Origin of the sequence: Oerskovia merdavium, assembly GCF_014836755.1 — a bacterium.
Classification (GTDB): Bacteria; Actinomycetota; Actinomycetes; order Actinomycetales; family Cellulomonadaceae; genus Oerskovia; species Oerskovia merdavium.
This window is the reverse complement of the sequence record NZ_JACSQF010000001.1, coordinates 358,722-378,012: the sequence shown is the minus strand read 5'-3', so window position 1 is coordinate 378,012 and position 19,291 is coordinate 358,722. Positions and strand designations below refer to the sequence as shown.

16 protein-coding genes are annotated in these 19,291 nt (G+C 72.1%); 15 read left to right on the top strand and 1 reads right to left on the bottom strand.

The genetic code is table 11. The features are described 5' to 3' along the window. The first annotated feature begins 400 nt into the window (after positions 1 to 400). From H9641_RS01535 to H9641_RS01485, 11 genes are all read left to right on the top strand, one after another. A complete protein-coding gene (locus H9641_RS01535) occupies positions 401 to 1,903 on the top strand; it encodes an ABC transporter substrate-binding protein (protein WP_191800358.1) in 1,503 nt (500 codons plus the stop codon). A gap of 10 nt (positions 1,904 to 1,913) precedes the next feature. Then, complete coding sequence (locus H9641_RS01530; protein ID WP_056645730.1) at positions 1,914 to 2,882, top strand: ABC transporter permease; 969 nt, start codon at positions 1,914 to 1,916, stop codon at positions 2,880 to 2,882. After that, positions 2,879 to 3,814 (top strand): ABC transporter permease, encoded by a 936-nt coding sequence (locus H9641_RS01525; RefSeq protein ID WP_191800356.1) that lies wholly within the window; start codon positions 2,879 to 2,881, stop codon positions 3,812 to 3,814. Before H9641_RS01530 ends, H9641_RS01525 begins: the two co-directional genes overlap by 4 nt. Continuing rightward, entirely contained in the window at positions 3,811 to 4,632 is an 822-nt protein-coding gene (locus H9641_RS01520) for an ATP-binding cassette domain-containing protein (RefSeq protein WP_191800355.1), read from the top strand. Before H9641_RS01525 ends, H9641_RS01520 begins: the two co-directional genes overlap by 4 nt. Next, complete coding sequence (locus H9641_RS01515) at positions 4,629 to 5,456, top strand: ABC transporter ATP-binding protein (RefSeq protein WP_191800353.1); 828 nt, start codon at positions 4,629 to 4,631, stop codon at positions 5,454 to 5,456. Before H9641_RS01520 ends, H9641_RS01515 begins: the two co-directional genes overlap by 4 nt. 425 nt (positions 5,457 to 5,881) lie before the next feature. Then, the gene (locus H9641_RS01510; protein WP_318244313.1) at positions 5,882 to 8,218 is read left to right on the top strand and encodes a carbohydrate-binding module family 20 domain-containing protein; all 2,337 of its coding nucleotides are present in this window, start codon (positions 5,882 to 5,884) and stop codon (positions 8,216 to 8,218) included. A 66-nt stretch (positions 8,219 to 8,284) separates the two neighbouring features. Beyond that, positions 8,285 to 9,091, top strand: a complete 807-nt coding sequence (locus H9641_RS01505; protein WP_191800348.1) for a MazG family protein — start codon at positions 8,285 to 8,287, stop codon at positions 9,089 to 9,091. 182 nt (positions 9,092 to 9,273) lie between these two features. Further along, positions 9,274 to 10,554: a phosphopyruvate hydratase gene (gene eno / locus H9641_RS01500; RefSeq protein ID WP_191800346.1), complete on the top strand. Its 1,281-nt coding sequence runs from the start codon at positions 9,274 to 9,276 to the stop codon at positions 10,552 to 10,554. A gap of 236 nt (positions 10,555 to 10,790) precedes the next feature. After that, positions 10,791 to 11,744, top strand: coding sequence for an FtsB family cell division protein (locus H9641_RS01495; RefSeq protein ID WP_191800345.1), 954 nt, complete (start codon positions 10,791 to 10,793; stop codon positions 11,742 to 11,744). A 243-nt stretch (positions 11,745 to 11,987) separates the two neighbouring features. Then, positions 11,988 to 12,506 carry a DUF501 domain-containing protein gene (locus tag H9641_RS01490; protein WP_191800616.1) on the top strand — a complete coding sequence of 173 codons (519 nt, stop codon included), beginning with the start codon at positions 11,988 to 11,990 and terminating at the stop codon, positions 12,504 to 12,506. A gap of 68 nt (positions 12,507 to 12,574) precedes the next feature. Then, complete coding sequence (locus H9641_RS01485) at positions 12,575 to 13,528, top strand: Ppx/GppA phosphatase family protein (protein ID WP_191800343.1); 954 nt, start codon at positions 12,575 to 12,577, stop codon at positions 13,526 to 13,528. Between the two features lie 67 nt (positions 13,529 to 13,595). Here the strand turns inward: H9641_RS01485 and H9641_RS01480 are convergent, their stop codons facing one another. Further along, entirely contained in the window at positions 13,596 to 14,495 is a 900-nt protein-coding gene (locus tag H9641_RS01480) for an endonuclease domain-containing protein (RefSeq protein ID WP_191800341.1), read from the bottom strand. 266 nt (positions 14,496 to 14,761) lie between these two features. Here H9641_RS01480 and H9641_RS01475 point away from each other — a divergent pair, with 266 nt between their 5' ends. From H9641_RS01475 to H9641_RS01460, 4 genes are all read left to right on the top strand, one after another. Beyond that, positions 14,762 to 15,094, top strand: coding sequence for a PadR family transcriptional regulator (locus H9641_RS01475; RefSeq protein ID WP_191800339.1), 333 nt, complete (start codon positions 14,762 to 14,764; stop codon positions 15,092 to 15,094). Beyond that, entirely contained in the window at positions 15,094 to 16,536 is a 1,443-nt protein-coding gene (locus H9641_RS01470; protein ID WP_191800337.1) for a hypothetical protein, read from the top strand. The genes H9641_RS01475 and H9641_RS01470 overlap by 1 nt, the downstream gene beginning before the upstream one ends. A gap of 199 nt (positions 16,537 to 16,735) precedes the next feature. Then, complete coding sequence (locus H9641_RS01465) at positions 16,736 to 18,295, top strand: NAD(P)/FAD-dependent oxidoreductase (protein WP_191800335.1); 1,560 nt, start codon at positions 16,736 to 16,738, stop codon at positions 18,293 to 18,295. A gap of 94 nt (positions 18,296 to 18,389) precedes the next feature. Further along, complete coding sequence (locus tag H9641_RS01460; protein WP_191800334.1) at positions 18,390 to 19,244, top strand: oxygenase MpaB family protein; 855 nt, start codon at positions 18,390 to 18,392, stop codon at positions 19,242 to 19,244. The last annotated feature ends 47 nt before the right edge of the window (positions 19,245 to 19,291 follow it).

Sequence of the window (19,291 nt, the reverse complement as noted above, 5' to 3'; positions counted from 1 at the left end):
AGTTGTCGCATCATGTTTCTCGACCTGAGCGCTCCCACGCGCACCCCCAGCACCGGACGGCACGGCTCGACGAGCGCCGCCCGCTGTTGTCGCTGTCTCTGAGCAGCCGCTGACAGGCGGCGTCCGTCGCGGGACCACCCCGACGTGACGGCCCCTCTCGCACAGGTCTGATCCTTCCCCCGCCTTCCGGCAGTCGCCTCCCCCTGCCTGCCGCGCCCTCGCGCGGCGCGCTGCGGCGACGCCCGACGGCCCCCTCGGCCCCCGGTCTCGTGGCTTCGTCCACGCCGTCGGACTGCCGACGCTCCACGATCCCCCTCACCACACCGTCCGTCGGCCACCGGCCGCGTCCGGGGTGGTCCCCGTGCAGCCGTGCTGCACCTCCTGGAACGGAAGAACCCCCATGAGAACCCTCAAGGCAGCCGCCGCGGTCCTGGCGACGACCCTCCTGCTCGCCGCGTGCGGCTCGGGCGGGTCCGGTGGTGCGAGCAGCAGCGCTGCGGCCGGAGCCGACGCCGAGATCGTCATCGGCTCGACCAACGAGCCCACGGGCCTCGTCCGCAACGTCGGCGGCAGCTCGGGCGTCTCGCAGACCATGACGCGCAACGTCTTCGAGGGCCTGACCTCGGTCGACGTCGACGGTCTGGTGGTCCCGACCCTCGCGAAGGACTGGGACGTGTCCGAGGACGGCCTGGTCTACACGTTCCACCTGCAGCCGGGCGTCCACTTCCACGACGGGTCGGACCTCACGGCGCAGGACGTCGTCTGGAGCATCTCGCAGACCATCGCGCCCGAGTCCAAGAGCGCACGCAAGAACGACCTGTCGGTCATCTCCTCGATCACGGCGCCCGACGACGCCACGGTCCAGCTCGACCTGTCGCGCCGCAGCCAGTCGTTGCCGTTCTACCTCGCGTCCGTGACGATCGTGCAGGACGGTGACACCGAGCTGTCGAGCGAGAACGGCACGGGCCCGTACCGGTTCGTCGAGTGGACGCAGGGCGACCACCTGACGATCGAGCGCAACGACGACTACTGGGGCACCCCCGCCAAGAACTCGGGTGTCACGTTCCGCTTCTTCAAGGACACGACCGCGCTCAACAACGCGCTCCTGACCGGCGACCTCGACCTGGTCATCGCGGAGGACTCCCCGGACCAGCTCGTGCAGTTCGAGGGGAACGACGCGTTCACCATCACCGAGGGCACGTCGACGACCAAGCAGATCTGGGCCTTCAACGACCGCGTCGCCCCGTTCGACGACGTCCGCGTCCGCCAGGCGCTGTACAAGGCGATCGACCGTGAGAAGGTGCTCGACGCCGTGTGGGACGGCTACGGCCAGGTCATCGGCTCGATGGTCCCCCCGACCGACCCGTGGTTCGTCGACCAGGCCGACGTGCACGCGTACGACCCGCAGGCGGCGAAGGACCTGCTCGCGCAGGCGGGCGTGAGCGACCTGACGATCGCGGTCGACTATGTCGCGGGCGACCCGTCCGAGACGATCGCCCAGCTCCTCCAGGCCGACCTCCAGGCCGTGGGCGTCACGCTCACGCTCAACCCGGTCGACGACGCGACGTGGTACCAGAAGATCTACACCGATCACGACTTCCAGACCACGCTCATGGGCCACGTGAACCCGCGCGACGTCGTCTGGTACGCGAACCCTGACTTCTACTGGGGCTACGACAACAAGGACGTCCAGCAGTGGGTCGCGGACGCCGACCAGGCGGCCACGACCGAGGAGCAGACGGCCCTGCTGACCCAGGTCAACGAGACGATCGGGCAGGAGGCGGCGAGCGCCTGGCTGTACCTCGACCCGCAGATCCGGGTCGCTCGCGCCGAGATCACGGGTTTCCCGGTGAACCAGGTGACGGAGAGCTTCTACGTCGCCGACATCGTGCGGGAAGGCTGACCGAGCACCCATGTCCCGCTACCTCCTGACGCGCGTCGGCACGCTGCTGCTGTCGTTGGTCCTCGCGAGCGTCGTGGTCTTCGCCGTCCTCCGGTTCCTGCCGGGGGACAGCGCGGGCACGTCGCTCGGCGTGGGCACGACGAGCGACCAGCTCGAGCAGCTGCGTGCCGACCTCGGCACCGACCAGCCCCTGTGGACGCAGTACGGGCAGTGGGTCGCGGGACTGTTCTCGGGGAGCGCGGGCACGTCGTTCGTCTCGCGCCTCCCGGTAGGCGAGCTGATCGCGAGCAAGCTCCCGATCACGCTGCCCCTGAGCCTCGCGGCCTTCGTGGTCTCGGTGCTCGTGTCGGTGCCGCTCGGCGTGGTCGCGGCGGTCCGTCGGCGTGGCGTCGTGGGGGTCACGGTCTCGGCGGTGTCCCAGCTGGGCGTCGCGGTGCCGGTCTTCTGGGTCGGCGTGATCCTGGTGTGGATCTTCGCGCTCGAGGCGGGGGTCCTGCCGCCCGGCGGGTTCCCCCGCCAGGGCTGGGAGGACCCCGCAGCGGCCGTGCGGTCGCTGGTCCTGCCCGTGGCGACGGTGGCCATCGCGATGTCGTCGGTCATGGTCCGCTACGTGCGCTCGGCGACGCTCGACGTGCTGGACCAGGACTACGTCCGCACGGCTCGTTCGCTCGGCTACGGCCGGTGGCACGCCCTCGCGCGGCACGGTCTGCGCAACGGCGCGGTCCCGGTCGTCGCGATCCTCGGCATCGAGCTCGCGACGTCGTTGCTGGGGGCCGTGGTCGTGGAGAACGTCTTCGCGCTGCCGGGCCTCGGCACGCTCCTCGTGTCGTCGGTCGAGGGGCGCGACCTGCCGGTCGTGCAGGCCCTCGTCCTGGGGCTGACGGCCCTGGTCCTCGTCACGAACTTCCTGGTCGACCTCGCCCAGCGCGGGATCGACCCCCGGCTGCGCGCCGGCTCGGCCCTCGGAGGCGCACGATGAGCATCAACCTGGGCGGGGAGATCCCCGGGGCCGCTGCGGGCCGCATCGAGGTCGAGGAGTCGCTCGCGCCGCACGTCGCGGGCGGCGCGGGGGAGGCCCCGCGTGCCCGACGACGGAGCGTCAGCCCGTCGTTCGTCGCGGGTCTCGTCATGGTCGGGCTGGTCGCGCTCGTCGGTGTCGTCGCGATCTTCTGGACGCCCTACGACGTGGGTGCGGGCGCTGCCGGCACGGGTGGACGGCTCGAAGGGCCCAGCGCGCAGTTCTGGGCCGGCACCGACCGGCTGGGACGCGACCTGCTGAGCCAGCTCATGGGCGGTGCGACGGTCGCGATGACCGTGGCGATCGCCTCGGTCGTCATCGCGGGCGTCCTGGGCATCACGATCGGCGTGGTCGCCGCGGCGACCACCCGGTGGGCCGACGTCGCGCTGCTCAACGTGATCGACCTGATGATCGCGTTCCCCACGCTGCTGCTGGCCATGCTCATCGTGACGGTCCGCGGGGCCTCGCTGACCTCGGCGATCGTCGCGATCGGCATCTCGGGGGCGGCGGTGATCGCGCGCGTCACGCGGGTCAACGCCGCGCGCGTGCTGCGCGAGGACTACGTGACGGCCGCGACGGCGTCGGGCACGGGATGGTGGGGGACGATCCTCCGCCACGTCCTGCCCAACGTGGCCCCCACCCTGCTCGTCCAGCTCATGCTGCTCGCGGGCGGGGCGATCCTCGCCGAGGCGTCGCTGTCCTACCTGGGCCTCGGCTCGCCGTCGGCCCTGTCCTGGGGGCGGCTGCTCAGCGCCGCCCAGAAGTCCGTCGCGGTCCAGCCGCTCGGGGCGATCCTGCCCGGGCTCCTCATCGCGTGGACCGTGCTCGGCCTGAACCTCCTGGGCGACGGCATCCGCGAAAAGACCGACCCGAGCCTGCGAGGCGACCGATGACCGCGACCCCCACGACGAGCACCGCCGGGCTCGAGGTGCGCGACCTGACGGTGGCGACGTCGTCGGGCCGGGTGCTGCTCGACCGCGTGAGCTGGCGCGTCGCACCCGGCGAGCGCCTGGGCGTGATCGGCGAGTCCGGCTCGGGCAAGTCCCTCACCGCGGCCGCGATCCTCGGGCTGCTGCCCGACGGCATGACCGCGACCGGGCAGGTCCTGCTCGACGGGACCGACCTGCTGCCCCTGGGCGAGAAGGCGCTGCGCCGCGTGCGCGGGGCGCGCATCGCGATGGTCTTCCAGGAGCCGCTCACTGCCCTCGACCCGCTCATGACGATCGGCCGGCAGATCGCCGGGCCGCTGCGCCTGCACCGCAAGGTCTCGCGTGCCCGGGCCGCCGAGCTCGCCGCCGACCTGTGCCGCCTGGTGCGCCTCGACGACACCCAACGCATCCTCGGGTCCTACCCGTGGCAGCTCTCGGGCGGGCAGCGCCAGCGCGCGTGCCTCGCCATGGCGCTCGCGTGCGAGCCCGACGTGCTGATCGCCGACGAGCCCACCACGGCGCTCGACGTGACCGTCCAGGCCGAGATCCTCGCGCTGCTCGACGACCTGATCGAACGCACCGGGACGGCACTCGTGTTCGTGTCGCACGACCTGCCCGTGGTCGCCCGCGTCACGCGCGACCTCGTCGTGATGCGGCACGGGAAGGTCGTCGAGGCCACGAGCGTCGCACGCGCCCTCGACGCGCCCGAGGACCCCTACACGCGCTCGCTGCTCACCGCGGCGCGCGCCGTGACCCACCTGCCGACCCTGGAGGACCGATGAGCGACCAACCCACGAGCGGCGACCGGCCCGTCCCCGGCGACAGGACTGCAGGCGACGCCGTGCCACTCATCGCGCTCGACCGCGTGCGGCGAGAGTTCGGCGGGTCGCGCCGCACGCCCCCGACGACGGCGCTCGCGGGCGTCGACCTCACGGTCCGGGCCGGGCGCAGCGTGGGGATCGTCGGCGAGTCGGGAGCCGGGAAGTCGACCCTCCTGCGGCTGCTGCTGGGGCTCGACAGCCCGACGAGCGGCACCATCTCCTACCGTGGCGCGCCCCTGGACCGTCGGGACCGCGCACTCATGCGGCGGTACCGGCGAGAGGTCCAGGTCGTCCTCCAGGACCCGCGCACGTCTCTCGACCCGCGCATGACGGTCGCCCGGATCGTCGCCGAGCCGTTGCGCTCGCTCCGGGTCGGGGGCGACGTGTCGGCGCGTGTCGACGAGGTCCTGGGATGGGTGGGGCTCGACCCCGACGTCCGGACCAAGTACCCGGCCCAGTTCTCGGGCGGCCAGCGCCAGCGCATCGCGATCGCGCGGGCCCTCGCGCCCTCGCCGTCGGTCCTGGTGGGCGACGAACCCGTGAGCGCGCTCGACGTATCCGTCCGCGAGCAGGTCATGGACCTGCTGCGCGGGCTCCAGCGCGACCTGGGTCTCACGCTCGTCCTGGTCAGCCACGACATGGCGATCGTCGGGCAGCTGTGCGAGGAGACCGTGGTGCTGCGCGGGGGAGAGGTCGTCGAGGCCGGTCCCACGCGCGAGGTGCTGACCCGGCCGACGGCGGCGTACACGCGCGAGCTGCTCGCGGCGGTGCCGACGCTGCCCTGAGGTGCGTCCCGCCGTCGGGCACGGTGGCGGCGCAGCGAGATCCCGTCGACGTAGAGGGTTCTTGTCGAGACAGAGGCCTGTGGACCTCTGTCTCGACAAGAACCCTCTTTCTCGTGGTGCCCGCGCCCTGCCCGAGAACCCGCAACCTTCTTGCATGTCCGGAAAGGGAGACACGTCCTTCGGGTCTGTGTAATCTTTCAGCAAGAACTCGCAATTCTCTGCAAAGGTGACAGACGCGGGTTCGGCCGGCGGTCAGGCCGGTTCAGGGGGAACAGGGGGAGCGGTAACGCACCGGCACCGATGCCGGGGCGCGGACGGGCAGTCACGCACCGACGCGGGGCTGTACGCAGCACCGAACGGAGAACGCAGCAATGATGCTCAGCCGAACAACCGGGAGACCGGTCCGCAGGAAGCCACGGCACAGGGTGCTCGCCGGGCTCACGGCGCTCGCCGTGATCGCGTCGGGCCTCGCGGCGGGGGCGGTGCCGGCTTCGGCCAAGGCGCCGACCCCGTCGCCCGTGGTCGCGTCCGACAACGGGCGGGGGAACGTCGTCCTCAACATGTTCCAGTGGACCTGGGACTCGGTCGCGGCCGAGTGCGCCAGCACGATCGGGCCCGCCGGCTTCGGCTACGTCCAGGTCTCGCCGCCCCAGGAGCACATCCAGGGCACCGCGTGGTGGACCTCCTACCAGCCCGTGAGCTACAAGATCGAGTCCAAGCTCGGCAACCGCGCCGAGTTCCAGAACATGGTCAGCACCTGCAAGACCGCCGGCGTCGGCATCGTGGTGGACGCGGTCGTCAACCACACGGCCGGCGCGGACACCGGGTCCGGCACGGGCACGGGAGGGACCAGCTACTCGGTCGACAACTTCCCCGGCGTCCCGTACGGCGCCAACGACTTCAACGACTGCCGCGCCAACATCACCAACTACGGCGACCGGTACAACGTCCAGAACTGTCGCCTCGTCTCGCTCCAGGACCTGCGCACGAGCTCGGACTACGTGCGCGGCAAGATCGCGGGCTACATGAACGACCTGATCGGCCTGGGCGTCGCCGGCTTCCGTATCGACGCGGCCAAGCACATCCCGGCCGCAGACCTCGAGGCCATCAAGGCCAAGCTCACCAACCCGAACGTCTACTGGGTCCACGAGGTCATCGGGGCCGCGGGCGAGCCCATCCAGCCCTCCGAGTACCTGGGCAGCGGGGACTCGCACGAGTTCAACTACGCGCGCACGCTCAAGAGCCGCTTCGACGGCAGCATCGCGAGCCTCGACGAGATCGGCAACGGGCTGCTCACCTCGGACCGCGCCGGAGTCTTCGTGGACAACCACGACACCGAGCGCAACGGCGAGACCATGAACTACAAGTGGGGCGCCAAGTACAAGCTCGCCAACGCCTTCATGCTCTCCTGGCCCTACGGCTCGCCCTCGGTCTACACGGGCTACACGTGGACCGACAAGGACGCCGGAGCCCCCGGCGCCACCAGCACGTCGGTCCCCGACGCGAGCTGCTCCAACAGCGCCTGGACCTGCACGCAGCGCTGGACCGAGATCGCCGGCATGGTCGGCTTCCACAACACGGTCGAGGGCACGTCGGTGTCGAACTGGTGGGACGACGGCAACAACAACATCGCCTACGGGCGCGGCGACAAGGGCTACGTCGCGATCAACAACACCGCCTCGGCCGTGACGCGCACCTACCAGACGTCGCTGCCCGCGAACACCTACTGCGACGTCGTGGCGAGCAAGGACTGCTCCACGACCTACACCGTGAGCGCCTCGGGGACCTTCACCGCGACCGTCCCCGCGTACGGGGCTCTCGCGCTGCACGTCGGGAAGGTCAAGACGACCCAGCCCACGTGCGCGAACGACACGACCGCGCCGAGCGTCCCCCAGAACGTCAAGGCCACCGCGGCCGGGACCTCGATCGCGGTGACCTGGGCCGCGTCGACCGACGACTGCGCCTCACCCCTCACCTACGAGGTGGCCCGCACCGCGGGCGGCACGACCGTGAAGACGACCGTGACCGGCACGTCCACCACCCTGACGGGCCTCACGGCCTCGACCGCCTACTCGATCACGGTCACCGCGATCGACGGGTCGGCGGCCAAGAACAGGTCGGCGGCGAGCGCCACGGCCACGGCCACCACCGGCGCGCTGCCGGTCGACACGACCACGACGGTCTACTACTCGACCTCGAAGGGGTGGAACGCGTACAAGGTCCACTACAAGGTCGGCTCGGGCGCCTGGACCACGGCCCCCGGCGTCGACATGACCGCGGCCTGCACGGGCTGGGTCTCCCGTGAGATCCCCGCGAACGGGGCGACCGTCACGGCCGCGTTCACCAACGGGTCGGGCGCCTGGGACAACAACGGTGGCAAGGACTTCAGCCTCACGGGGCAGCACGTCCAGGTCTCGGACGGAGTGGTGACCGCGGGCAACCCCTGCACGGGCGGCGAGGGCGGCGGCACCGAGGGTGATGCGAGCTTCTCGGTCAACGCCACCACGGTCCTGGGGCAGAACGTCTACGTCGTGGGCAGCATCACGGCACTCGGATCGTGGGCACCCGCCTCGGCCAAGCCGCTCTCGGCCGCGACCTACCCCGTCTGGAAGCTCACGCTCGACCTGCCCGCCGGGACGACCTTCGAGTACAAGTACGTCAAGAAGGACGGCGCGGGCAACGTGGTCTGGGAGAGCGGTGCCAACCGCACCGCGACGGTCGGGGCGAACGGGGCCGTGACCTTGAACGACACCTGGAAGTAGCCGCAGCAGGCAGTCCGGAGGGTCCCCGTCCGGGGGCCCTCCGGTCCGCGCTCCTACGATGGGCGCATGACCACGAGCGAGCCGTCCAGCCCCGTCGACCCCCTGCGCGAGTCCGTCGCCGTCATGGACCGCCTGTACTCGCCCGGTGGCTGCCCGTGGGACCGCGAGCAGACCCACGAGTCGCTCGTGCGCTACCTGCTCGAGGAGGCGCACGAGCTCGCGGAGGCCATCGAGACGGGCGACCGCGCGGGCGTGCGCGAGGAGCTGGGCGACCTGCTGCTGCAGGTCCTGTTCCACGCGCGCATCGCGAGCGAGGACCCGGTCGACCCGTTCACGGTCGACGACGTCGCGGCCGACCTCGTCGCCAAGCTCGTCAGGCGTCATCCCCACGTGTTCGCGGACACCGCGGTCGCCACGGGCGACGGCCACGCGGCCCTCTACGCCCAGTGGGACCAGATCAAGCAGCAGGAGAAGCAGCGCGAGTCGGTCCTGGAGGGGATCCCGCTCGCGCAGGGCGCGCTGGCCCGTGCGCAGAAGGTCCTGTCCCGCGCGGAGCGCGCCGGGCTCGTCCAGGATCCCGGCCCGACGACGGAGCTCCCGTCGGTCCCGTCCCCCGCCCCGGGCGAGGCGCGGCTCGGGAGAGGAGCGGCGCCGTCGGGCCCGACGGACGTCCGGACCGCGGGCGACGAGGGTGCCCCCGGCGGGGCGCCGGTCGACGCGGCCGAGCGGGCCTACGGGCACGAGCTGCTCGACGTGGTGCGCCGTGCGCAGGCCGACGGCGTGGACGCCGAGACGGCGCTGCGGGGTGCCCTGCGCGAGGTCGAGCAGGCGGTCGTGGCGGCCGAGAAGAGCGCGACCGCGCCCCGAGCGTGACGCACGCCGGACGCCCGGTGGCCGCGGGCGGTCGACATGCGGGCGATCGTGTCCACGTGCCGACGACGGGAGCACTATGTGTTCCCGACCACTAGGCTGGGTTGCGACAACCCCGGACGCGCCCGACCGCCATCGTCGCCTGCCCTGCGCTCCGGACCTGGAAGCAGCCTGAAGGAGCAACCGTGGCAAGCATCGAAGCCGTTGGAGCACGCGAGATTCTCGACTCGCGCGGAAACCCCACCGTCGAGGTCGAGGTCGTTCTCGACGACGGTACCTTTGCGCGCGCAGGCGTCCCCTCGGGTGCCTCGACCGGCGCCTTCGAGGCCGTCGAGCGCCGTGACGGCGACAAGTCCCGCTACCTGGGCAAGGGCGTCGAGAACGCGGTCAACGCGGTCATCGACGAGATCGCCCCCGAGCTGATCGGCTACGAGGCAGAGGACCAGCGCCTCATCGACCAGGCCCTGATCGACCTCGACGGCACCCCGAACAAGGGCAAGCTCGGCGCGAACGCCATCCTCGGTGTCTCGCTGGCCGTCGCGAAGGCCGCAGCCAAGAGCTCGGGCCTGGACCTCTACCGCTACGTCGGTGGCCCCAACGCCCACGTCCTGCCCGTCCCCATGATGAACATCCTCAACGGTGGGTCGCACGCGGACTCCAACGTCGACATCCAGGAGTTCATGGTCGCCCCGATCGGCGCCACGTCCTTCCGTGAGGCGCTGCGCACCGGTGCAGAGGTCTACCACTCCCTGAAGTCCGTGCTCAAGAGCAAGGGCCTCGCGACGGGCCTCGGCGACGAGGGCGGCTTCGCCCCGAACCTGCCGAGCAACCGCGACGCGCTGGACCTGATCCTCGTCGCGATCGAGCAGGCCGGCTTCAAGCCGGGCGTCGACGTGGGCCTCGCGCTCGACGTCGCCGCGACCGAGTTCTTCAAGGACGGCGCGTACCAGTTCGAGGGCAAGGCGACGAGCTCGGACGAGATCATCGCGTACTACAAGCAGCTCGTGGCGGACTACCCGCTGGTCTCGATCGAGGACCCGCTGTCCGAGGACGAGTGGAGCGCCTGGTCGCAGCTCGTGACCGAGGTCGGCGACAAGGTCCAGATCGTCGGCGACGACCTGTTCGTCACCAACCCGGAGCGCCTCGCCAAGGGCATCGAGCTCAAGTCGGCGAACTCGCTGCTCGTCAAGCTCAACCAGATCGGCACGCTCTCGGAGACCCTCGACGCCGTCGAGCTCGCGCAGCGCAACGGCTTCACCGCGATGGTCTCGCACCGTTCGGGCGAGACCGAGGACACGACGATCGCGGACCTGTCCGTCGCCGTCAACGCCGGCCAGATCAAGACCGGTGCCCCCGCCCGTGGCGAGCGCATCAACAAGTACAACCAGCTCCTGCGCATCGAGGAGGCCCTGGACGACGCGGCTCGCTACGCCGGCGCCTCGGCGTTCCCGCGCTGGAAGGCGTGAGCTGACGCTCACCTGCTAGCCGCGGTCTGATCGCGGTCGGCGACCGGACGCCCGGTGGTTCCTCGGAACCACCGGGCGTCCGTGCGTCCGGGCGGCGTGACCTCTCGGGGGGAGCGCGCCGCCGCGACACGTCAGGGGGCACGGGTTGTGAACGCTTGGTGTGGATCCGACCACGTTGCCCGGCACGCCGCAGACCCTGCGGCGGGCGGGGACCGCGGGACGGCACAATCGGCACCATGCCCTCGAACCGCCGCCCGTCCACCCCTGGCGCCTCGGCGCGCCCGGGCGGACGTGGCGCGGGATCGCGCGGGGACGGTCGTTCGTCGTCGGGCCGCGCGCGCAGCCCGGGCTCCAGCCCGACGACGTCACGCGCCGACACGGCGACGTCCGGTCCGGCGTCGGGCGCGTCAGGCGCTGCGAAGCCGGCCAAGAAGGGCGCGCCGGCGGGAAAGTCGCCGAAGTCGCCGAAGTCCACGGGCGCGAACCCGACAGGTTCGGCGTCCGCCGCGGCCAAGGGCTCGGCGAGGAACAGCACGAAGAAGCCCCCGGCCCCGGGCGGTGCAGGCGCCCGGTCCGGGTCGACGAAGCCCGCCGCCGCGCGTCCGGCGTCGTCCCGTTCTCCGCGTGCTCGCAGCACGGCAGGAGGCCGCGCCCCCGCGCTCGCCGACCGCCGTCGGAGCAGGTACGGCCTGCTGCTCCCCGAGGTCGTGACGGTCCGCGCCCTGGTGATGTCCGTCGTCGTGCTCCTGGCCGTGATCCTCCTGCTGCCCACGGTGCGCGCCTACGTCAACCAGACGGGCGAGCTCCGGGCGCTGCGCGCCGACGTGGCCGAGGCGCAGGCGACACGCGACGCGCTCGAGGTCGAGCTCGGCCGGTGGGACGACCAGGCCTACGTGATCGCGCAGGCTCGCGACCGGCTCAGCTACGTCATGCCGGGCGAACGGTCCTGGCGCGTCGTCGACCCGGACACCGTCGTCGACGACCTGGACCCCGAGACGGGGCAGGTCGTGACCGACGGGCCGGTCGACGTCGCGGGGCACGTCGGTGCGCCCTGGTACACCTCGCTGTGGCGCTCGGTCCAGCTCGCGGGCGAGCAGCCCGAGCCGGGGTCGGCGAGCCCCACGGGCGGCGTGCAGACCCCGCCGCCCGCGAGCGACACCCCGACCGATCCCGCGACGCCCTCGGGCTGAGCCGGCGGATTGCGGAACCACCCGGGGGAGCGGGGACAATGGGAGAGCGCCGGTACCCGGCGCCGGACCAGCACCGCACGCCGCAGAACGGAACCTCTCGTGAACGACTCGCACCCCGCAGCCTCCGACCTGGAGAACGTCCAGGTCCCGGGGAACCCCTCGGGCACGACCACGGCCGCTACCGACAGCACCGACGCTGTGCCTGCCGCGCCTGCCGCGCCTGCCGCGCCTGCCACGCCCGCCGTGCTCGCCGTGCCCCAGGCCGACCGGTCCCGCCCCGAGGTGACCCCCGAGGACCTCGAGGTCCTGCAGGAGCAGCTCGGTCGCCCGGCGCGCGGCGTCGTCGGGATCGCGGCGCGCTGCGTGTGCGGCCGCCCGCTCGTGGTGCACACGGCCCCGCGCCTGCCCGACGGCACGCCCTTCCCCACGACCTACTACCTGACGAGCCCGGGAGCGGTCGCGGGCGCCTCGACGCTCGAGGCGAACAGTGTGATGAAGGAGATGTCGGAGCGCCTCACGCAGGACGAGGAGCTCGCGGCGGCCTACGCCCGCGCGCACGAGCACTACCTCGCGGCCCGCGAGTCGCTCGGCCACGTCGAGGAGATCGCGGGCATCTCCGCAGGTGGCATGCCCGTGCGCGTCAAGTGCCTGCACGTGCTCGTGGGGCACGCCCTCGCAGCAGGGCCCGGGGTCAACCCGCTCGGCGACGAGGCGCTCGTCATGATCTCCGGCTCGTGGCGCGCGGACCGCTGCACCTGCTGACCGCCTGAACCGGTCCACGGGCGGGCCGGCCGCCCGCCGGTGGCGCAGAGGATGGCACCCTTGATGCCATGACTTCTTCTCGTGTCGCCGCGATCGACTGCGGTACCAACTCGATCCGCCTCCTCGTCGCCGACGTCGACTCCACGACGGGCGTCCTCACCGAGCTCGACCGCCGCATGGAGGTCGTGCGGCTCGGTCAGGGCGTCGACCGTACGGGGCGGTTGGCGCCCGAGGCGCTGGCCCGCACGCTCGACCAGGCGGCCGAGTACGCGGCCGTGATCGAGGAGCTCGGGGCGACGCGCACGCGCTTCGTGGCGACGTCGGCCACGCGCGATGCCGAGAACCGCGGCGAGTTCGTCGAGGGCGTGCTCGCACGCCTGGGCGTCGAGCCGGAGGTCGTCTCCGGGAACGAGGAGGCCGAGCTGTCGTTCCGCGGGGCGACCGGTGTGGTCGCGGCGCACCACGAGGGTCCGTTCGTGGTCGTGGACCTCGGGGGAGGGTCGACCGAGCTCGTGCTCGGCACCGATGCCCCCGAGGCGGCGTGGTCCATGGACGTCGGGTGCGTGCGCCTGACCGAGCGTCACCTGCGCTCCGACCCGCCGACCGCCGAGGAGATCGCGGCGGCGAGGGCCGACGTGCGGGCCGCGCTCGACGTCGCGACGCAGACCGTCCCGCTGGGCAAGGCCGCGACGCTCGTCGGGCTCGCGGGCTCGGTGACGACCGTGACCGCGCACGCGCTGGGCCTCGAGCGCTACGACCGCGACCGGATCGACGGCGCGGTGCTGACCGTCGAGCAGACGCTGGACGCGTGCGAGGACCTGCTGGGGCGCACGCGCGCCGAGCGCGAGGCGCTGGGCTTCATGCACCCGGGACGCATCGACGTGATCGGGGCGGGGGCGCTCGTGTGGTCCGAGGTCGTGCGCCGGGTGCGCGAGGACGTCGCGGCCGCGGGCGGCGAGCTCACGTCGGTCGTGACGAGCGAGCACGACATCCTGGACGGGATCGCGCTGTCGATCGCGTGAGGTTCGCGAAGTCTCCTGCCGAGAAGTGAGTAGATGCCCCTGGATCGCGCGATCCAGGGGCATCTGCTCACTTCTCGGCACGCCCCGGGACCGCACGAGCCCGGAGCAGGGCCGCCACGCGTTCGACCAGCCGGGCGGGGTGGCGATAGACGTCGTCGGCCGTGACGACCACGGTCCTCCACCCGAGGTCCTCGAGCCACTGCCGCTTCTCGACGTCCCGGCGCCACGTCCGCATGTCGGTCCGGTGCACGTCCCCGTCGTACTCGATCGCGATCTTCTCTGCCAGGTAGGTCATGTCCGGGAGCGCGACGAAGCGTCCGGCCGGGTCCAGGACGGGAACGTTGACGGCTGGGCACGGCAGACCCGCACGCACGAGGACGAGCCGCGCCCTGGTCTCCATGGGCGAGTCGGTGCCTGGGCGGAGGTCGTCGAGCGCCGCACGCATCCGTGCGACACCACGCGCCCCGGGCGGCGTGGCGTGGACGGTCGCCTCCAACGAGGCGCGGTCGGAGACCGCGCCCTTGCGACGCAGCAGCGAGTCGCCGAGAACGACCAGCTCGTCGAGGGGCAGCACCCCGGCGAGCTGGCGCCACGCATGCTCCGCGGTCACGACCAGCAGTCCGTTCGTCCGGCGTACCGGCAGGTCGGCGTCGTACGTGTGGATCACGTACCCGGCCCGGCGCGGCACGACGGCGCTGCTCGGGACGCTGACGTGCACGAGGTCGTCGCGGTCGACCTGCCGGGTAAGGTCGACGCCGACCAGACGGAGCGCGCTGCCGTGGCTGATCGCCGAGCCGGGCGGCGCGCACCTCAGCAGCGCGCCGGCCCGGACGGTGAGGTCGTCGGCCCTGGTCGCGGCGACACGCAGTCCCCGTGTGGGGATCGCCAGGCGGGGATGGCGCAGCTCCTTGGTGGAGAGGCCGGCGGCTCGGCCCTCGGCCACCGTGAACGGTTCGTCGGTGCGCATGCACGCACTGTGGCGGGAAACCCCGCCTCGCGGTCGAGGCCCCGGGGGCTTCGGTGGAAACGGTCACGTGGGGGCGGCCTGTGCATGAGCATCGCTCCGCCGAGAAGTGAGTAGATGCCCCTGGATCGCGCGATCCAGGGGCATCTGCTCACTTCTCGGCGACGGTGTGTGCTCACGAGCGCGACACGCGGTAGTTCGCTCTGACCGGTAGTGCGGTTCGCGTAGTAGTGTCTGCCGCACAGGAGCCGGTCGAGCAGGGAGTCAGGGTGGACACCACACAGCTGTTGAAGGGCGTCCTCGACGCGGCGGTCCTCGCCGTCGTCGCGGACGAGGACGGGTACGGGTACGACGTCGTGCGCCGCCTACGAGCCGCAGGGCTCGTCGAGGTGGGTGACGCGTCGGTCTACGGCACGCTGCGCCGCCTGTACTCGGGCGGGATGCTCACGAGCTACGTGGTCCCCTCCGACGAGGGCCCGCACCGCAAGTACTACGGCATCAACGCGCAGGGGCGGGCCGTGCTCGACACCCAGCGCAAGGAGTGGCAGGAGTTCTCCGGCACGCTGACCGGCCTCCTCGGGACCTCGGAAGGAGCCGCGTGATGTCCACGACCATGAGCCCCGAGGACGTGATCCTCGACCAGGTCCACCGCTACGCCGCGGAAGTCCGCGCGCACCTCGCGGACCTGTCGCCCGAGCAGGTCGACGACCTCACGGACGGCCTCGAGGCGGACCTCGCGGAGGCGCTCGCCGACATGCCGGGTGCGCTGCGGCCCGCCCCTGCGGGGAGCGAGGTGCCCGACGGCGGAGCGACCTCGTTCCTCGACGTCACCGCACGCTTCGGTCCGGCCGCCGAGTACGCGGCCGAGCTCCGGTCGGCGGCCGGCCTGGATCCCGCAGCACCGGGGCCCCGCCCACGGATCGGGGTGCGCGGTCGGTTGACCGTGGTCGGAGGGATCTTCGAGTCGGGGTGGAAGTCCCTGTGGGCTCCGCTGACGTCCACCCCGCAGTGGGCCGCGTTCAGGGAGTTCGCAGCCGAGCTGCGGCCCGTGTGGTGGGTGCTGCGCGCGTGGGTCGTGGTGCTCGTCGTGCACCAGTGGCTGGGCGGCTCGGAGGGCTTCGGCCTCGTGCCACAGGTGCCGTTCTGGCGCCTGCTCCTGCTCGCGGCGATCGTCGTGAGCGTGCAGTGGGGGAGGGGCCGGTGGCTGCGATGGCGCGCGGTGCACGTCCTGCGCAAGGTCGTGAACGTCGTCGCGGTCGTCGTGGCTGTGCCCCTCCTCCTGGGTGCGGCCTTCGGTGCGAGCAACGGGCTCACCGGCTGGGGCGGCTACGACGATGGCGGGTCGTACTCTCACGGCCACGAGATCGGATACGGGGCCGGCTACGAGGCGGCTCAGCGCGACGGGATGAGCCAGGTCAGCACAGGGAGCGGGGACGGCGGCGTGTTCGTCGACGGCTCGCAGGTCAGCAACCTGTTCGTCTACGACGCGAGCGGTCGGGCTCTCCAGGACGTGCAGATCTTCGACGACCGGGGGCGTCCCGTCCGGACCATCACGGGGGAGGGCACCACGCAGGCCTGGACCCTCCCGGACTTCGAGCAGGGTTGGTACTTCCAGCCGTCGTTCTCGACCGACGGGCGCGAGCGCTGGAACGTGTACCCGTTGCGCGGGCTGCCCGACGACGCGGTCGAGTGGGACGGCTCCGAGCGTCCCGTGCCGCTCGAGGGCGAGCAGCCGCGGTCCATGCCGTCGCCCTTCCTGCAGGCGCAGCCGCTCCTGGTGCCCTCGACGGGCGGCGGCGGACAGGCGGCCACGCCCGGCACGTCGCCCGGCACCGCACCTGACGCCACGCCCGGCACTGCGCCGGACCCGGCAGCCCCCGAGGTGCCGGCCTCCCCGGAGGCCCCGGTCGGCGGCGAGACCCCGGTCGACCAGCCGGTCGAGGGGACCACGGCCCCCTCGGGCCGGGGGCCGGGCGCGCCCGCCCCGGCCACGGCCCGACCGGTGCTCGAGGCCTCGACGGGAGCTGCGTCGTCGGGCGGCTGAGCCCCGTCCGTCACCCGAGGTTCTCCAGGCGACCCACGTCGGTCGCCTGGCGAACCTCGGGTTCGGCGACCTCGCAACCCTCGCCAAAGCGCCGTACCGCCCCCAAACGACACGCAAACAGGCCGCTTGTGAAGGTTGTCACGCCCACGGATCGGACAGAAGTTCACCAAGAAGTTGAAGACGGTAATACTCTGGTTTCATGCCTCAGAATGACCTGACCTCGGTCACCCCTGCCCAGAACGCGGACAACGCTGCGTCGCCGCGTCCCCGCAAGGTCCCCCGCATCATCGTCCTGGGTGGCGGCTCTGTCGGTCTGTACTCGGCCCGCCGTCTCCGCAAGAAGCTCGGCAAGCGCGAGGCGGCCATCGTCGTCGTCGACCCGCGCCCGTACATGACGTACGCGCCCTTCCTGCCGGAGGCCGCCGCCGGGTCGATCGACGCGCGCGACGTCGTCGCGCCCCACCGCCGCGCCCTCAAGGGTGTCGACGTGCTCCAGGGCAAGGTCGTCGAGATCGACCACGCCGGGCGCAACATCACGATCCACCCGGAGGAGGGCGACGACTACTCGGTCTCCTACGACCACCTGATCGTCGGCCTCGGCTCGGTCTCGCGCACGCTGCCCATCCCGGGCCTCGCGGAGAACGCGATCGGCTTCAAGAACGTGGAAGAGGCCATCGCGGTCCGCAACCACGTCATCAACCGGATGGACGTCGCGTCGTCCACCTGGGACCAGGACCTGCGCAAGCGCATGCTCACGTTCGCCTTCATCGGCGGCGGCTTCGCCGGCATGGAGGCGATCGCCGAGATCGAGGACATGGCGCGCTACGCGACCCGCAACTACCCGACGATCAACCCCGAGGACCTGCGCTTCGTGATGATCGAGGGCTCGGGGCGCATCCTCCCCGAGGTCTCCGAGCCCATGGGCCTCTACGCGCTTGAAGAGCTCAAGAAGCGCGGCATCGAGTTCCACCTCAACACGTTCCTGTCCTCGTGCGTCGACGGTCACGTCGTCACCTCGACTGGCGTCGAGTTCGACACCGACACGATCGTGTGGACCGCGGGCGTCAAGGCGAACCCGGTCCTCAAGGAGAACTCGGACCTGCCGGTCGACAAGCTCGGCCGCGTGATCGTGCTCCCGACGCTCCAGGTCGCGGACGAGGACGGCAACGTCATCCCCGACGCCTGGGCCGCGGGCGACTGCGCCGCCGTCCCGGACCTGCTGAACCCCGGCAAGTTCTGCCCGCCGAACGCTCAGCACGCGATCCGCGAGGCCACGCGCCTCGCCGACAACCTGGTCGCCGTGCTGCGCAGCGACGAGCCCGTCGAGTACAAGCACAAGAGCGTCGGTACGGTCGCCTCGCTCGGCCTGTACAAGGGTGTCGCCGAGCTGTTCGGCATCTTCAAGCTCAAGGGCTTCCTCGCCTGGGCCATGCACCGCAGCTACCACGTGATGGCGATGCCCACGGGCAACCGCAAGATCCGCATCGCGATCGGCTGGATGGGTCAGTTCCTCATGGGCCGCGAGCTCGTCTCGCTCGGTTCGCTCCACGACCCGCGCGCGGAGTTCCGCCAGGCGTCCGTGCCCCCCAAGGCTGCGGGCGAGCCCGTCAAGCAGGAGGCCGTGTCGTCGGCCGCCGAGGCCGAGTCGGGCGGTGCCGAGGCGAAGTCCTCCACGGCTGCTCCCGCCGAGGCAGCGGGCACCGACGCGGGCCACGGTCCGGCCAAGAAGGCGACCAAGAAGGCCTCGACCAAGGCCTGAGCCACCCGCACGTCAGCACGTCCCGCGAGGGCGGTCCCGGAAGGGGCCGCCCTCGCGGCGTCCCGGGAGGCCGACCGGCGCGCACAATGGACGGGTGAGCACTCGCGTGGTCGACGACCTGCGGTCCCGTGCGGGCCGTGCCCTGTTCGAGCGTGTCGCAGGCCCGGACGGCCCGGCCGAGCGCTCTCGGATCCACGACACCCCGGGCCCCCGCTGGTTCGCACCGGACTCGGCGATCGCGCGCGTCCACGGCGACGCGTCGATGTTCGTGGGCGGCCTGCGCGCCCTGCTGCTCCAGTCGTTGCACCCGCTCGCCATGGCGGCGGTCGCGGCGCACTCGGGGTACCGCGGCGACCCGTGGGGTCGCCTGGCCCGCACGAGCACCTTCCTCGCGGTCACGACGTTCGGGACGGTCGAGCACGCGCAGCAGGCGATCGACGTGGTCCGCTCGGTGCACGTCCGCGTGCGCGGCACGGCTCCCGACGGTCGCCCGTACGCTGCCGACGACCCCTGGCTGCTGCGCTGGGTCCACGTGGCCGAGGCCGACAGCTTCCTCGCCGCGCACCAGCGCTACGGCGAGCGTCCCCTCGACGCCGCGGGCTGCGACGAGTACCTGGCCCAGGCCGCGACGATCGCGGACCGGCTCGGAGCCGTGGACCCGCCGCGCTCGCGTGCCGAGCTGGCGCGGGCCTTCGAGGAGTTCCGCCCGCAGCTCGCCAGGACCACCGAGTCCGACGACGTCGCTCGCTTCCTGCTGTCCGAGCCGCCGCTCCCGTTCCTCGCTCGTGGCCCGTACGCAGCCCTGGGCGCGGCCTCGGTCGCGTCGCTGCCCCCGTGGTCTCGGCGCATGATCCCGGTGCGGTGGCCGATGCGGGGCGAGTCGGTGCTCGTGCGGGCGGGTGGCCGGACCGTCACGCAGGCGATCCGCTGGGCGCTGGCCGGGTCGTAGCGCAGGGCGCGCCGTGCGGGCCGTGCGGTGTCCCTGGCCGTCGCCGA